The sequence below is a fragment of the Azospirillum sp. UENF 112521 genome (genome assembly GCF_058780665.1).
In genome coordinates this window covers 341,544-355,471 of record NZ_JBSNCI010000002.1, presented here as the reverse complement: position 1 = coordinate 355,471, position 13,928 = coordinate 341,544, and the positions used below count along the sequence as shown (strand labels likewise).

The 13,928-nt window shown below is 68.4% G+C and carries 17 protein-coding genes; 7 read left to right on the top strand and 10 right to left on the bottom strand.

All coding sequences use genetic code 11. The features are described from left to right. The first annotated feature begins 71 nt into the window (after positions 1–71). The 3 genes from ACWPN8_RS03855 (at position 72) to ACWPN8_RS03845 (ending at position 1,734) form a co-directional block, all read left to right on the top strand. The gene (locus ACWPN8_RS03855; RefSeq protein ID WP_109449555.1) at positions 72–437 is read left to right on the top strand and encodes a hypothetical protein; all 366 of its coding nucleotides are present in this window, start codon (positions 72–74) and stop codon (positions 435–437) included. A 99-nt stretch (positions 438–536) separates the two neighbouring features. Beyond that, a complete protein-coding gene (locus ACWPN8_RS03850) occupies positions 537–1,283 on the top strand; it encodes an HAD family hydrolase (RefSeq protein ID WP_492239958.1) in 747 nt (248 codons plus the stop codon). Between the two features lie 76 nt (positions 1,284–1,359). Then, positions 1,360–1,734 (top strand): response regulator, encoded by a 375-nt coding sequence (locus ACWPN8_RS03845; protein WP_492239957.1) that lies wholly within the window; start codon positions 1,360–1,362, stop codon positions 1,732–1,734. A 76-nt stretch (positions 1,735–1,810) separates the two neighbouring features. Here ACWPN8_RS03845 and sigJ read toward each other — a convergent pair whose 3' ends face one another. The 10 genes from sigJ to ACWPN8_RS03795 form a co-directional block, all read right to left on the bottom strand. Next, the gene (sigJ, locus tag ACWPN8_RS03840; RefSeq protein ID WP_492239956.1) at positions 1,811–2,734 is read right to left on the bottom strand and encodes an RNA polymerase sigma factor SigJ; all 924 of its coding nucleotides are present in this window, start codon (positions 2,732–2,734) and stop codon (positions 1,811–1,813) included. Beyond that, positions 2,731–3,183, bottom strand: coding sequence for a carboxymuconolactone decarboxylase family protein (locus tag ACWPN8_RS03835; RefSeq protein WP_492239955.1), 453 nt, complete (start codon positions 3,181–3,183; stop codon positions 2,731–2,733). The genes sigJ and ACWPN8_RS03835 overlap by 4 nt, the downstream gene beginning before the upstream one ends. Positions 3,184–3,281: 98 nt before the next feature. Further along, a complete protein-coding gene (locus tag ACWPN8_RS03830; protein ID WP_109449563.1) occupies positions 3,282–3,539 on the bottom strand; it encodes a hypothetical protein in 258 nt (85 codons plus the stop codon). 16 nt (positions 3,540–3,555) lie between these two features. Continuing rightward, positions 3,556–4,020, bottom strand: a complete 465-nt coding sequence (locus tag ACWPN8_RS03825) for a DsrE family protein (RefSeq protein WP_492241369.1) — start codon at positions 4,018–4,020, stop codon at positions 3,556–3,558. A 57-nt stretch (positions 4,021–4,077) separates the two neighbouring features. Further along, positions 4,078–4,866, bottom strand: coding sequence for a HesA/MoeB/ThiF family protein (locus ACWPN8_RS03820; RefSeq protein ID WP_247873157.1), 789 nt, complete (start codon positions 4,864–4,866; stop codon positions 4,078–4,080). A gap of 98 nt (positions 4,867–4,964) precedes the next feature. After that, positions 4,965–5,756, bottom strand: a complete 792-nt coding sequence (locus ACWPN8_RS03815) for a hypothetical protein (RefSeq protein ID WP_492239954.1) — start codon at positions 5,754–5,756, stop codon at positions 4,965–4,967. A gap of 154 nt (positions 5,757–5,910) precedes the next feature. Beyond that, positions 5,911–6,870, bottom strand: a complete 960-nt coding sequence (cysK, locus tag ACWPN8_RS03810; protein WP_109449569.1) for a cysteine synthase A — start codon at positions 6,868–6,870, stop codon at positions 5,911–5,913. 110 nt (positions 6,871–6,980) lie between these two features. Beyond that, positions 6,981–7,436 carry an RrF2 family transcriptional regulator gene (locus ACWPN8_RS03805; protein ID WP_012972993.1) on the bottom strand — a complete coding sequence of 152 codons (456 nt, stop codon included), beginning with the start codon at positions 7,434–7,436 and terminating at the stop codon, positions 6,981–6,983. 200 nt (positions 7,437–7,636) lie between these two features. Beyond that, on the bottom strand, positions 7,637–7,945 hold the full coding sequence (locus ACWPN8_RS03800) for a DUF2218 domain-containing protein (protein ID WP_492239953.1): 309 nt from the start codon (positions 7,943–7,945) through the stop codon (positions 7,637–7,639). A gap of 36 nt (positions 7,946–7,981) precedes the next feature. Continuing rightward, the gene (locus tag ACWPN8_RS03795) at positions 7,982–8,623 is read right to left on the bottom strand and encodes a PadR family transcriptional regulator (RefSeq protein WP_492239952.1); all 642 of its coding nucleotides are present in this window, start codon (positions 8,621–8,623) and stop codon (positions 7,982–7,984) included. 206 nt (positions 8,624–8,829) lie between these two features. On the opposite strand from ACWPN8_RS03795, the gene ACWPN8_RS03790 reads away from it, so the two are divergent. From ACWPN8_RS03790 to nikC, 4 genes are all read left to right on the top strand, one after another. Next, a complete protein-coding gene (locus ACWPN8_RS03790; protein WP_492239951.1) occupies positions 8,830–10,758 on the top strand; it encodes a hypothetical protein in 1,929 nt (642 codons plus the stop codon). A gap of 115 nt (positions 10,759–10,873) precedes the next feature. Further along, positions 10,874–11,878, top strand: a complete 1,005-nt coding sequence (gene trxB / locus ACWPN8_RS03785; RefSeq protein WP_492239950.1) for a thioredoxin-disulfide reductase — start codon at positions 10,874–10,876, stop codon at positions 11,876–11,878. A gap of 121 nt (positions 11,879–11,999) precedes the next feature. After that, complete coding sequence (locus tag ACWPN8_RS03780) at positions 12,000–13,010, top strand: ABC transporter permease (protein WP_492239949.1); 1,011 nt, start codon at positions 12,000–12,002, stop codon at positions 13,008–13,010. After that, a complete protein-coding gene (gene nikC, locus ACWPN8_RS03775; RefSeq protein ID WP_492239948.1) occupies positions 13,007–13,927 on the top strand; it encodes a nickel transporter permease in 921 nt (306 codons plus the stop codon). Before ACWPN8_RS03780 ends, nikC begins: the two co-directional genes overlap by 4 nt. Position 13,928: the final 1 nt, after the last annotated feature.

Here is a 13,928-nt window from a genome sequence, read left to right as displayed (position 1 = left end):
GGACCTTGCGGGGCGCTGGCCCAAGGTTAGGCGAGGAGCAAACCTCAAAACAGACCGGAACCGGCCTCACCATGGATGACCGTCCCAACAACCGCCAGGGGCAGCCCCCCCACACCCGGCCCGAGAGCCCGCCGAGCACCGCCGGGCCCGCCTCCCCGACCCCCGACCCCGTCCTGGAACGGCTCGACCGCCTGTCGGATCTGCTGATGCGCCGCATCGACCGGCTGGAGGAACGGGTCCGCAGCCTGGAGCAGGACAATGGTGAGATCATCAACCTGCTGATCGCCGTCAAGGCCGGGCTGGAGGAAGCGTCAGGCGACCTGATCGCCCAGCTGGAGGAAGCCGACGACGGCACCGGGCAGGACGACGGCTCCGAGGACGGCTCCGAGGACGGACCGCTGTTCGAGGTGCCCTGCGGGCCGACCATGCTGCATTGACCCGGACGCGCCATCCGCCTCCGCATCGGGTCAGGTCTTCCTCGATGTCGACCTGAAACTCCTTGCCCGCCGCCCTGTGGCGGCCGGATAACTGCGGTCATGCAAACGACGTCATCCCCGCCGCCCGGCCTGGAGCCTCAAGCCGGCATCGCACTGCCCCTGCCTCTGCCGACGGCAACGCCGGAGTCGATCCTGGCGGCGATGCCGGACTCGCAGGTCTCCGGGCCGGCCGGCGTCGCCTTCTTCGACTTCGACGGGACGCTGATCCATGGCGACAGCCTGCCGATGTTCGTCGGCGAGGTGATCGGCCGGCGCCGTGCTGCCCTGGCGCTGGCCGATGCCATCCGCTCTGCCCTGCACCGCCATGTCCGCGGCCGCGGGCCGGGCTGCGACTTTCCGGGCTCGGTCAAGGCGATCTACCTGAAGCGCACGCTGCACGGGCTGCCGGTGGCCGACGCGCTGGCCGCGGCCGAACGCATGGTGCCGCGCGTGCGCTGGCACCAGCCGATGCTGGACGTGCTGACCGAGCATCGCCGCCAGGGCCGCCGCGTGGTGGTCGCCACCGGCGCGCTCGACCTCTACATGCCGGCGCTGCTGCGCGGGCTGGAGGTGGACGATCTGCTGGCGACCGGCATGGAGGTGGTGGACGGCAGGCTGACCGGACGGCTCAGCACCGCCAACTGCGTGCGGCTGGACAAGGCGGAGCGGGTGACCGGCTGGATCGCCGGCCATGGCCCGGTCGCCGCCACCTGGGGCTATGGCAACCATCCCAGCGACCTGCCGATGCTGGCGCTGATGCACAAGGGCGAAGTGGTCCGCATTCGACGAAGGTCGAACCGCAGGTAGCAGGCGTTTACAACCCCGGCGCCCGCCCGCATACTCCGTCCGTCCATAACAAAAACATGATGGACGGAGGAGAACCGTGGCTTTCAGCATCGAAGCCGACATCCGGATGCCGGGTTACGGCGGACGCCGTGCGGTGATTGCCGATGCCGACCGCGTCCAGCGCGAGGCGCTGGCCGGCCATCTGTCCGGCCGCGGCTTTCAGGTCTCGCAGACCGACGACGCGCTGGAGGCGCTGACCATCATCGGTGCGGAGGCGCCGGCCGTGGCGCTGCTTCCGCTCGACCATGAGGGCGACGACGGCGACCGCGCCGCGGCGCTGGCGGCGATGCTTTATCCGCAGACCCGCATCCTGATGACCGGCCCGCGCATGCCGAACCTGCCCTTCCCCATCCTGCCCCGTCCGGTCGATCTGACCGCGCTTGACCGCTGGCTGGACGAGGCGACGGTTTAGATCGGATCGCGTAAAATCGGGATCGATTTGAAGCGTGAATCCGATCGTTAAATATAAAGCTATAGCTCGGTGCGTTTCATATTAAACGCACCGAGCTATAAAAGCCGGCAACGCGCTCCAGCTTTTCCGGGTTGGCGATCTGATAGACCCGCAGGATCCTGTTGCCGGTGCCGCCGCAGGGGGCGATGTCGAAGGCCAGGACGCTGCGGAACGCCCCGCCCAGCTCGGCCAGCAGCCCCGGCCCGCCATTCACCCGCACCGGGACGAAGCCGAAGCTGATGCCGCGCTTGCGCTGGACGCCGATCAGGAAGCGGGCGATGCGGTCGGCGCCGAACAGCGGGTTGACCGCCGTCCGCACCATCCCGCCGCCGTCGCTCAGCCATTGGGCGTCGTCGGACAGCAGGGCGACGATGGCGGCATAGTCGCGCCGGACGCTGGCCTCGGCGAAGGCATCGGCCAGGCGCCGCCCGGCATCCGCGGCGGCCGGCTGGCCCCAGGCGGCGGGCTCGGCCAGTCTGGCGCGGGCGCGCCGCATGATCTGGCGGCAGGCCTCCACCGACTTGCCGAGCATCGCCGCGATCTCCGCGTAATCGAGGTCCATCGCCTCGCGCAGGACGAAGACCGCCCGCTGGTCCGGCGCCAGCCGTTCCAGCAGCAGCAGCATCGCCAGCGGCACCGACTCGGGCTCCATGCCGTCCTCCGGCTCCGAATCCCAGCCGGCGACCTCCGGTTCGGGCAGCCACAGCCCGTAATAGCGCTCCCGCGCCACCCGGGCGGACCGCAGCCGGTCGAGCGCCAGCCGCGTCACCAGGGTGGTGAGATAGGCGGGGGCCGACCCGACGCTGCCGGGCGCCACGGCCGACCAGCGCAGCCAGGCGTCCTGCACCGTGTCTTCCGCCTCGGCCACCGAGCCGAGCAGCCGGTAGGCCAGGGCGCGCAGCCGCGCCCGCTCGCCCGCGAAGGCGGCGAGCGCGGTGTCCGGGTCGGCCAGCGCCGTCACGCCGCCATCCCGATGGCGGTGCCCTCGATATGCTGGGCGATGCCGATGCGGTTCCAGGCATTGATCTGCGCCGCCGTTACCGTCAACTGGGCGATCTGCTCGGCGTTGAAATGGCGTTGCAGTTCCCGGTACGCCTCATCGATGCGGTCATGCTCGGTGCGGGTCAGCACCTCCGCCCAGGCGAAGGCGGCGCGCTCGTCCGGCAGGAAAAGGTCCGACCGCTCCCACCCGGCAAGGGCGGCGATGCGCTCTTCGGACTGGCCGTCGTGACGGGCTTCCTTGCTGTGCATGTCGATGCAATAGGCGCAGCCGTTGATCTGCGACACGCGCAGGTCGATCAGGTGGACCAGCCCGGTCGGCAGGCCGCTGCTGCGGATGGCCTTGGAGGCGGCATACAGCGTGGCGAACAGGGACGGAGTGTCGGCAGCGACGGTGAAACGGAAAGCCATGGTGTTCATCCTCGTCTGGAGTGTCATCGCCCCCATGACGGGCCGCGTGTCTCCGGCGTGACGCATGCCTGCCCTGCGCTCCACTCAAGCCCTGGCTTTCAGGCGTCGCTCAGCATTCCCACCGCCTCGCGCAGGATGGCGACCTTGGCGGCGAACCGCCCCTCCGGGTCGCTCTCGTCGATCAGCTGGATCATGATGCCAAGGGCATGCGCGACCCGCGGGGCCATCCCCGGCCGCTCCCGCAAGCCGGTGGCAAGTGCGGCCAGTGCCGGCCGGTAGGGTCGCCCCTCGAACCCGTCGGTGGCGATCGACTCGAACCGGTTGGCGAGGTCGAGGATCTCGCGGTTGTCGCTCATGACCGTTCCAGCATCGTCAGACGAACAGCATGGCGCCGCCGCCGGGCGCCTCGTTGAGGAAGGTGACGACGCCGCCGCTGGCGACCGGCACATCCGCCCGCAGGGAGACGCCGGGCGGCAGCCCCAGCGCCCGCAGCCCCATCTCGCAGGCCATCACCGTGACGCCCATGGCGACGCAGGCCTCCAGCAGTTCCTCGAAGGTGGCGAGGCCGTGGGTGGCGAAATAGCGGTCGCGCGCCACCGGCGTGCTGCCGTCGTCGGCCGGGTCCAGGTCGTGCCAGCCCAGCACGCCCGGCTCCGTCTCATGGACCAGGGCGCGCAGCGCGCGGCCGGTGAAGAACAGCGTGACCTTGCGGTTGGTGGCCGCCGCGGCGCTGGCCATCACCAGGGCGTAATGCACCCGGTCGAAGCCGCCGGCGAACAGCACGATGGACAGGGCCGGCGTCCCGCCGGCTCCGGCCGCAGGGATAGTCTCCGGCATGGTCTCAGGCAGGGCAGTGGACATGATGGCCGCCTCCCATGTTTGCCACGGCGCCCGTCAGTGGGCGGAGAGGTCGTGGATCGTCCGATGATCGCCGCAAAGCGCGCAGTCGGGATCCCGCCTGATGGTTATGCGCTGATAGGACGCATAGAGCGTGTCCATCATCAGCAGGCTGCCCGACAGGCTCTCACCCAGCCCCAGCAGTTCCTTCAGCACCTCCGTCGCCTGCAGCGAGCCGACGGAACCGGCCAGCGCCCCCAGGACGCCGCCTTCCGAACAGGACGGCACGGTGCCGCGCGGCGGCGGTTCGGGGAACAGGCAGCGATAGCAGGGGTGCGGCGCCCCCAGATGCGCCTTGAAAGTGCTCAGCTGCCCGTCGAAACGCAGGATCGCCGCCGACACCAGCGTCCTGCCGGCCAGGAAGCAGGCATCGTTCAGCAGGAAGCGCGTGGCGAAATTGTCCGACCCGTCGGCGACGAGGTCGTAGCCGGCGATCAGATCCATCGCGTTGTCGCGGTTGATCCGCGTCCGGTGCGCCTCGACCCGGACATCGGGGTTCAACGCCCGGATGCGGGCGGCGGCGCTCTCCACCTTCAAGTGGCCGAGCGTCGATTCGTCGTGGATCACCTGCCGTTGCAGGTTCGACAGATCGACCGTGTCGTCGTCGACGATGCCAATGGTGCCGACGCCGGCCGCCGCCAGATAGAGCAGCAGAGGCGCGCCCAGGCCGCCGGCACCGACGACCAGCACCTTGGATCGCAACAGCTTTTCCTGGCCGATGCCGCCGACTTCCGGCAGGACGATGTGGCGGGAATAGCGGTGAAGCTGGGTGTCCGTGAAGTCCATGGCCCGCAGCATAGCGCAAGGACGGGCCGTTGCAGCAACATTCGATGCCGCGATTTCCGAGAAGCCGGCAGCGCGCAATCGCCGCGATGGGAAAACCGTCAGGCCTTGGTCGAGGTCGTCGACCCTTGGGACGCCCACTGCTGCAGGCGGGCCTGCCGCTCGCGCAGCGTCTTCTGGATGGCGCTTTCCTGGCCGCTGCCGAATTCCGTCAGGTCCGGATTGCGCGGCACCAGTCCGAGCCGGAAATCGGTCGGCGACTTCAGGTCGGACGGCGGCACCACCACCATCGAGTATTGGCCGGGTTGCAGCTTGTAGGTCGGCTTTTGCAGGAAGTTCTGCTGGGAGTCGGGCTTGCCCGAGTCGCTGGCGGCGACCACCTTGCCGTCCTTGTCCATCATCGCCCAGCGCGTGTTGGGCAGCGAGATGTCGGCGGTGAAGGTGCCGCCCTGCACGACGTTGAAGGTGTGCTTCTGGACGCCGGTGTCGCCGTTCCCCGGCGGCTGGGCGGTGCCCTTCAAGGTCGCGCCGCCTGCCGTCACCAGGACGTTCTGCCGCTCGGTGACGTCCATCGAATAGTCGCGCACGCCTGCCGCGCGGTTGGCCTGCGAAAAGGTCGCCGTGTAGGTGCCGGGACCGAGCCGCGCGCTGGCGTCCGCCGTCGATTCGTTCGACCGCAGGGTGGTCACCACCTCGTTGCGTTCGTTGCGGATTTCGACGTTGGTGAAGCTGTTGTTGATCTTGAAGTTGTATTCGCCGGCCTTGCTGACCGTGAAGCTCTGGCTGTCGGCGTTCGCGCCGTCGGCGCCGACCCCGGTCGTCTTCCCCTTGAACTGGGAGAAGGAGCTGCTCGACAGGTTCGGGACGTAGGTGGACGTGGAAATATCCGACATGGCGGTCACTCCCCTGCGTCGGCACGGACGGAAACGACGTTGCTGATGCCGGGGAGTTTAGCCGAATTCGCAAAATCCGTCAAATTTCGGACGGGAATTTCGCCTTCAGGCTGCGGAGCGGGGACGGAGCACGTCCCCACCCTGCTAACCCTTCTTATTCCAGCCCTTCGAACAGGGCGGTCGACAGGTAGCGCTCGGCGAAGGACGGCAGGATCACGACGATCTGCTTGCCCTCATTCTCCGGACGGGCACCGATCTCCAGCGCGGCGGCCAGCGCCGCACCCGACGAGATGCCGACCGGCACGCCCTCCAGACGGGCAACGGCACGAGCGGTCTCGAAGGCGCGCTGGTTGGAGATGCGCACCACCTCGTCGATCAGCTCCTTCTTCAGGATGTCGGGCACGAATCCGGCGCCGATGCCCTGGATCTTGTGCGGGCCGGGCATGCCGCCGGACAGGACGGGGCTGTCCTCCGGCTCCACCGCCACCGCCTTGAAGGAGGGCTTGCGGGACTTCAGGACCTCGGCGGTGCCGGTCAGCGTGCCGCCGGTGCCGACGCCGGAGATCAGGAAATCGACCTGGCCGTCGGTGTCCTTCCAGATCTCCTCCGCCGTGGTGGCACGGTGGACGGCCGGATTGGCGGTGTTCTTGAACTGCTGCAACAGATAGGCGTTCGGATCGGCGGCCAGGATCTCCTCCGCCTTGCGGATGGCGCCCTTCATGCCTTCCGCCGCCGGGGTCAGCACCAGCTCGGCGCCCAGCAGCTTGAGCATCTTGCGCCGTTCCACCGACATGCTTTCCGGCATGGTCAGGATCAGCTTATAGCCCTTGGCGGCGGCGACGAAGGCCAGCGCGATGCCGGTGTTGCCGGAGGTGGGCTCGACCAGCGTGGTGCGGCCGGGGGCGATGGTGCCGGCGGCCTCGGCGGCCTCGATCATGGCGCGGCCGATGCGGTCCTTGACGCTGGCCAGCGGGTTGAAGAACTCCAGCTTGCCGATGATCTGGGCCTTCACCCCCGACTCTGCGGCGAGACGGTCCAGCCGCACCAGCGGCGTGGCGCCGATCGTGTCGAGGATGCTGTCGTAGATCTTGCCGCGGAACTCCGGTGCAGCCATGATTCCACCTCTGAGATTTGTGTTATATGTGATTTCAACACCCCAGGCGGAGCATTATCCAGCAGAGGGAGCCTGTCAAACGGGAAGTGGTGCCACCCAAGTCCCCCGCGTCAGATGGTGAAGTCGATGCGGTCCTCGGTCTCGCTCTCCACCCCGGCACGCCGCGCGCGCATGCACAAATCCTCGATGGTGATGGTGTCGAGCTTGGCCATGCACTCGTCCTGGAGTTCGCCCCACAGCGGGCGCACCACCTGATGGCCCAGCACCGAACCCGCCGGCTCCTCGATCGGATCGGTGGCGGTCTCCATCGCGCGGACGACCTTCACGATCTCGCCCAGCGTGATCCGCCGCCGCTCGCGCGCCAGCCGGTAGCCGCCGCGAGGGCCCCGCACGCCGGCCAGCACGCCTTCGCGCACCAGCTGTTGCAGCACCTGTTCCAGATAGCGCTTCGGGATGCCCTGGCGCCGGGTGATCTCGCCGGATTGCACCGGCTCGGTGCCCGCGTTGTAGGCGATGTCGAGGACCGCCTCGATGGCGAACATCAGCTTCTTGGAGATGCGGAGCATCACGAACGACTCCCGGTATTCTGACCGTGGGTGGCCGACGGTGGAACCACCATCCCCTCCCCCACGTCCGCCTGTTGGTTAAGAACCGTTTTACACCGTCGATGCGGTAATTCTCAACAGGATTTGTCGCAGACAGACTCGGGAAAATGCACCGCCTCGTCCGGCGGGGTGCCGCCACCCCACCCCATCAGCCCACCCCATCATCCCACCGGCGTCCAGGCCACCTCCCCCAAATCCCGGACCAGAGTCTCTTCACGGAAGGCGAAGCGCTTGAGATGGTCGATCACCACCTCCTGCATGCGCTCCATCTGTCCGGCATCCTCGATTTCAATCGTCAGGGTCAGCCCCGCGTCGTCGGCCGCCATCCGGCAGCGGCGGTCGGCGGCGAAGGGAACGAGCCCCTGGGTCTCGTCATGGACGACCTCGAACTTGTGCGCCCAGTGCTTGCACAGCTGGGTCATGTAGCGGCGCCCGTTCGGGGTGGCGATGCGTGCGGTGGATGCAGCCATGGTCCTGTCTCCTGTCCGGCCCGATGCGTTCGATGCTCAGATGCGTTCGACCTTGCGGGCGGCGTCATCGATGATGTCGGCGACGGCCTGGGTCTGCTCCGCCGTCAGGTCGCCGCGCGACAGCCGCAGCCGCAGGGCCAGCTTGAAATTTTCGATGGCGCGGTGGATCTGCGGCGAGGATTCGCGCTGCTGCCGGGCCCGCGCATGGGCGATGCGCTCGCGCACCGCGGCGACCGACGGCTCCGCCGCCTTCAGCGCCTCCGCCCCTTCCGGCGTGATCTCGTAGAGCTTCTTGTTGCCCTCGGTCGCGCCGACGCGGATGTGGCCCTGCTCTTCCAGCAGGGTCAGGGTCGGGTAGACGACGCCGGGGCTGGGGCTGTAGGCGCCGCCGACCATCTCCTCGACCGTCTTGATCAGGTCGTAGCCGGAGCGCGGCTTTTCCGCGATCAGCCACAGCAGGACGAGGCGCAGGTCGCCATGGTCGAAGACCCGCCGCTCGCCGCGGCCGCCGCGGCCGTGACCGCCCAAACCATGACCGCCCCAACCGTGACCGCCCCAACCTTCCCCGCCGCCGCGATGCCCATGGCGACCGTGACGGCCGCGTCCGTCCGGAGCCTCGTCCTCGAAGTCGGGACGCGAGAAGCGGCGGCCGTGTTTGTGAAACAGATGCCGAAGCATGGAACCCTCATCAGATGCAGTTTCGATATAACGAAAACTTAGATATATCGAAACACGCTCTCTGACAAGGGGGAAGCGTTCGGCGGCACACGCATCGGGCGGACACGGCCCGGACAAATCGCGTCCGTCCGCAAATCACTGTCGCCCGCCCGGCCGAAGCGGCTATAACCGACGCCCCGGCTTTGCTTTCGCGCGTGTGTGCCCTGATGTCCCTTCGGATCGAGACCTTTTCCAACGTCACCGGCGGTTCCAGCTTCTTCAAGGCGGTGGGCCACCCGCTGGCGGCGCCCAAGGCGGCGATCCTGATCGCGCGGCTGGCCTCCTTCGGCCCGGTGGCGGTCTACGACCCGCTGGGCCTGCTGTCGGGGCTGGCGGAGTTCTACGACCTGTCGTCGATCGATTTCTGCGGCATCTATGTCCAGGACGTCGAGAAGGTCGGACAGGAGGTGTTCGGCCATGCCGCCCGCCCGGTCACCGACCTGCCGTCCAGCGGCGCCCGCACCGTCTTCGTCGTCGCCTTCGATTCGCAGCGCCTGGAAGGCCACATCGCCCACCTGATCCCGAAGCAGGCCGGCGTCGTCTCGCTCGACGCCATGCGCGTGCCGGAAGACATGCTGAACGATCCCGGCCACTACCTGTCGAAGTTCAACTGGGCGACCAACTTCGCCTGGTTCCGCGACGGCGACGGCCACCACACCCGCGTGGTGTCGGCCAACTACTGGCCGCGCTACGGCGCCAAGGGCACCCGGCTGTGGGCCTGCCTGTTCGACGGCGAGGGCCGCCCCATCGCCGACTGGACGGAGCCGATGCCACCGACCGACGGCACCGTGGTGATCGACAGCCGGCAGGTGCGCGAACGCTTCAACCTGTCGCCCTTCTGCGGGTCGCTGTTCCTGCACATCATCGGCGCCGCCGGGCATGACGTGGTGAAATACGCGCTCGACACCTATGGCGACGACGACAGCGTGATGTCGTGCACCCACGACGCCAATGCCTGGCCCGCCGACCTCTATGCCGGCCTGCCCGCCCCGCGCGAGGGCGAGCGCGTGTCGTTGTGGATCCAGAACAGCCACCCGACCCCGATTCCCGCCGGCGCCGTCGGCCTCAACCTGATGGGCTCGGCCGACATCCGCACGCTCGACCGGGCGGTCCCGGCCTTCGCCACCCTTGAACTGGACGTCGCCAGCCTGTTCCCCGAGGCCCGCTGGCCCCAGCAGTTCGAGGTGCAGGCCGGCAAGCATTTCGTCCGCCCGCGCTACGAGATCGCCGCCGCCGACGGCCGCCGCCGCATGGCCCACGCCAATGTCGAGCGCACCGACCTGAAGCCGGACCCAAAGCTGCCGCTGCTGACCGGCGGTGCTGTGGACAAGGGCGTGGTGGGCAAGGGCCACATCCTGCCGGCGCCGCTGCTGCCGATGGGCCGCTGGCGCACCGTTCTACTGCCGACGCCGATGAGCACGGCGCAGACCGAGTTGCCGGTGAAGGCGGTGGTCTACGACCGCAACGGCGCCGCCGTCGCCGAGCACCGCTTCGGCAACCTGAAGCGCTCCGACAGCGTGGCGCTGGACGTCACCGGGCTGGTCGCCGACAAGACCGTCGTCGATGGCTGGGGCCATGTCGAGCTGGTCTATGATTTCGATGCCGGAACGATTGCCGATGGCTGGCTGCATGCCCTGGTCCGTTACGAAGACGTAACGACCGGCCATGTGGCTGAGACCAGCTTCGGCAGCCACATGTTCAATATGGCGATGGTCTACCGCGACGAGCCGCAGAGCTACCATGGCCGCCCGCCCGGCCTGTCGACCCGCCTGTTCCTGCGGCTGGGCACCGACCCGTGGGACACGCTCTGCCACCTCGTCTACCCTGCCTCGACCCAATGGCATGCCACCTCCGACACCGGCCTCGTGCTGGTGCGGCGCGACGGGGTGGAAGTGGCGCGCAAGCGGCTGGCGATCCCCTGCGGCGGCTCGCATTTCTGGCGCTATCGCGAGATGTTTACGGAAGCGGAACGGTTGGCGGCGGGCGATCACGCCTATGTGCTGATCCGCGACACCACCTGCCGCCTGTTCGGCTACCATGGCTGCCTTGCGGCCGGTGACAGCGCCTTCAGCCTCGACCATATGTTCGGCTTCTAGGACCGATCGCGGAAAGGCGGACTCGCCTTGACGCGTGAATCGGCCCGTAATGCAAAGCTCAGAACCGTTCCAACACGCACATCGTCATTCGCCGATACACTGCGGGATCAGACCCATGGCCACCACGCACCACACCAAGGTCCTCATCATCGGCGCCGGCCCGGCCGGCTACACCGCCGCCATCTATGCCGCGCGTGCCAACCTGGAGCCGCTGATGGTCCAGGGCATGCAGCCGGGCGGCCAGCTGATGATCACCACCGATGTGGAGAATTTCCCCGGCTTCGCCGATCCGATCCAGGGCCCCTGGCTGATGGAGCAGATGCAGAAGCAGGCGGAGCATGTCGGCACGAAGATGGTGTTCGACCTGATCACCGACGTCGACTTCACCAAGCGTCCCTTCGTCTGCAAGGGCGACAGCGGCGACACCTACACCGCCGACAGCGTCATCATCGCCACCGGCGCCCAGGCGCGCTGGCTCGGCATCTCGACGGAAGAGATCTACCGCGGCTTCGGCGTGTCGGCCTGCGCCACCTGCGACGGCTTCTTCTTCCGCGGCAAGGAGGTTGCGGTCGTCGGCGGCGGCAACTCGGCGGTCGAGGAGGCGCTGTACCTGACCAACCACGCCAGCAAGGTCACGGTCATCCACCGCCGCGACGGCTTCCGCGCCGAGCGCATCATGCAGGACCGCCTGTTCCGCCATCCGAAGATCGAGGTGGTGTGGGACAGCACGGTCGAGGAGATCGTCGGCGAGGGCGACGGCACCATGGGCAACCCGCGCGCCGTCACCGGCGTCCGCATCAAGAACGTCAAGTCGGGCGACGAGCGCGTCATCCCGGTGGCCGGCGTCTTCGTCGCCATCGGCCATGTGCCGGCGACCGGCATCTTTCAGGGCAAGGTGGAGATGGACGAGTCGGGCTACATCGTCACGGTGCCCGATTCGACCGCCACCAACATCCCCGGCGTCTTCGCCGCCGGCGACGTGAAGGACAAGGTCTACCGCCAGGCCGTCACCGCCGCCGGCATGGGCTGCATGGCGGCGCTGGAGGCCGAGCGCTGGCTCGCCCACTACGAGCCGGCCGCCGGCGCGCATGGCGACCAGAGCCCGGCGGGGACCTGGTGAGCTGAAGCGGTCCGCCCCCTCCCCCCAATCGGGAGAGGGGGCGCCCCCTTACGCCCTTGACGGTCTTTGCACAAAGCTCCGACTGTGATTCCCTGATGCGTCCAATCGCGAGGGAGTCCTCTTGCCTACGCTGAAACGCGGCCTGACCCTGCTGGTCACGGTGGCCGCCACCCTGCTGGGCCTGCTGCTGGTCACGTTCCTGATCGGCCGGGTCGTGCCGATCGATCCGGTGCTGTCGGCGCTCGGCGACCGCGCGAATGCCGACAGCTACGCGCAGATGCGCACGCAGCTCGGCCTCGACCTGCCGCTGTGGCAGCAGTTCCTCCGCTATGTCGGCGACGTGCTGCAAGGCGACCTCGGCACCTCGGTGCTGACCTCCCGCCCGGTGCTGGAGGATGTGCTGCGCGTTTTCCCGGCGACGCTGGAGCTGGCGACGGTCGCCGCCATCGTCGGGGCGGTGCTCGGCATCCCCGCCGGGGTGTTCGCGGCGGTCAACCGCGGGCGCTGGCCCGACCATGCCATCCGCCTTCTCGGTCTGCTCGGCCATTCGGTGCCGATCTTCTGGCTGGGGCTGATGGCGCTGCTGCTGTTCTACGCCAAGCTGGACTGGGCGCCGGGGCCCGGACGGGTCGACGTCTTCTACGAGGGGATGGTCGATCCGGTGACCGGCCTCGTCACGGTGGACGCCCTGCTGGCCGGCGATACCGACATCTTCTGGAACGCGGTCGGGCATCTGGTCCTGCCCTCGGCGATCCTCGGCCTCTATTGCGTCGCCTACATCGCGCGGATGACGCGCGGATTCATGCTGGACCAGCTGCGCCAGGAATACATCACCACCGCCAGGGTGAAGGGCCTGTCCGAGACCCGCGTGGTCTGGGGCCATGCGCTGCGCAACATCACGGTGCCGCTGATCACCGTCATCGCCCTGTCCTACGCCAGCCTGCTGGAGGGATCGGTGCTGACCGAGATGGTGTTCGCCTGGCCCGGCCTTGGCCTCTACATCACCAATTCGCTGCTCAGCGCCGACATGAATGCGGTGCTGGGCGGGACGCTGGTGGTCGGTGCGGTCTTCATCGCGCTGAACCTGCTGTCCGACCTGCTCTACCGCCTTCTGGATCCCCGGGCCCGATGACCGCGCGCACCGATACCTCCTCCGCCGGCTGGCGGGACTGGCTGACCACCGACACGCCGCAGTCCCGTGCGCAGGCCCGGCTGGGCCGTGCCTGGGCCGGCTGGACCGCCTTCCGCCGCAACCGGCTTGCCGTCGCCGGTCTGCTGATCGTGCTGACCCTGGTCATCGTCGCCGCACTGGCGCCGGTGCTGGCGCCCCACCACCCCTATGCCCAGGATCTGAACAACCGGCTGATGCCGCCCAGTGCGGCCCACTGGCTGGGAACCGACGCCTTCGGCCGCGACATCCTGTCCCGCCTGATCCACGGCGCGCGGCTGACGCTGATGATCGTGGCGCTGGTGGCGGCGACGGCGCCGCTGGCCGGTCTGGTGATCGGCACGGCCGCCGGCTATTTCGGCGGCTGGGTCGACACCGTGCTGATGCGCATCACCGACATAGCCCTCGCCTTCCCCAAGCTGATCCTGGCACTGGCCTTCGTCGCGGCACTCGGCCCCGGCATCGAGAATGCGGTGATCGCCATCGCCATCACCTCCTGGCCGCCCTATGCCCGCATCGCGCGGGCGGAGACGCTGACCGTCCGCCGCGCCGACTTCATCAGCGCCGCCCGGCTGCAAGGAGCGTCCAGCCTGCGCATCATCCTCGGCCACATCATGCCGCTCTGCATCGCCTCGCTGATCGTGCGGACGACGCTGGACATGGCCGGCGTAATCCTGACCGCCGCCGGTCTCGGCTTCCTCGGCCTCGGCGCCCAGCCGCCGCTGCCGGAATGGGGGGCGATGATCGCCAGCGGCCGGCAATATGTGCTGGAGCAATGGTGGGTCGCCGCCATGCCGGGCCTCGCCATCTTCATCGTCAGCCTGGGCTTCAACCTGCTGGGCGACGGTCTGCGCGACGTGCTGGACCCGAAGGGGGACTGAA

Bases quoted from the DNA above. Each gene is read 5' to 3' on its own strand.
- ACWPN8_RS03790 (WP_492239951.1), top strand. From the start codon at position 8,830: ATGTCCCTTCGGATCGAGACCTTTTCCAACGTCACCGGCGGTTCCAGC.
- ACWPN8_RS03815 (WP_492239954.1), bottom strand. From the start codon at position 5,756: ATGTCGGATATTTCCACGTCCACCTACGTCCCGAACCTGTCGAGCAGC.
- ACWPN8_RS03800 (WP_492239953.1), bottom strand. From the start codon at position 7,945: ATGGCTGCATCCACCGCACGCATCGCCACCCCGAACGGGCGCCGCTAC.
- nikC (WP_492239948.1), top strand. From the start codon at position 13,007: ATGACCGCGCGCACCGATACCTCCTCCGCCGGCTGGCGGGACTGGCTG.
- ACWPN8_RS03835 (WP_492239955.1), bottom strand. From the start codon at position 3,183: ATGGCTTTCCGTTTCACCGTCGCTGCCGACACTCCGTCCCTGTTCGCC.
- cysK (WP_109449569.1), bottom strand. From the start codon at position 6,870: ATGGCTGCACCGGAGTTCCGCGGCAAGATCTACGACAGCATCCTCGAC.
- ACWPN8_RS03850 (WP_492239958.1), top strand. From the start codon at position 537: ATGCAAACGACGTCATCCCCGCCGCCCGGCCTGGAGCCTCAAGCCGGC.
- ACWPN8_RS03830 (WP_109449563.1), bottom strand. From the start codon at position 3,539: ATGAGCGACAACCGCGAGATCCTCGACCTCGCCAACCGGTTCGAGTCG.
- ACWPN8_RS03825 (WP_492241369.1), bottom strand. From the start codon at position 4,020: ATGCCGGAGACTATCCCTGCGGCCGGAGCCGGCGGGACGCCGGCCCTG.
- ACWPN8_RS03820 (WP_247873157.1), bottom strand. From the start codon at position 4,866: ATGGACTTCACGGACACCCAGCTTCACCGCTATTCCCGCCACATCGTC.
- trxB (WP_492239950.1), top strand. From the start codon at position 10,874: ATGGCCACCACGCACCACACCAAGGTCCTCATCATCGGCGCCGGCCCG.
- ACWPN8_RS03795 (WP_492239952.1), bottom strand. From the start codon at position 8,623: ATGCTTCGGCATCTGTTTCACAAACACGGCCGCCGCTTCTCGCGTCCC.
- ACWPN8_RS03805 (WP_012972993.1), bottom strand. From the start codon at position 7,436: ATGCTCCGCATCTCCAAGAAGCTGATGTTCGCCATCGAGGCGGTCCTC.
- ACWPN8_RS03855 (WP_109449555.1), top strand. From the start codon at position 72: ATGGATGACCGTCCCAACAACCGCCAGGGGCAGCCCCCCCACACCCGG.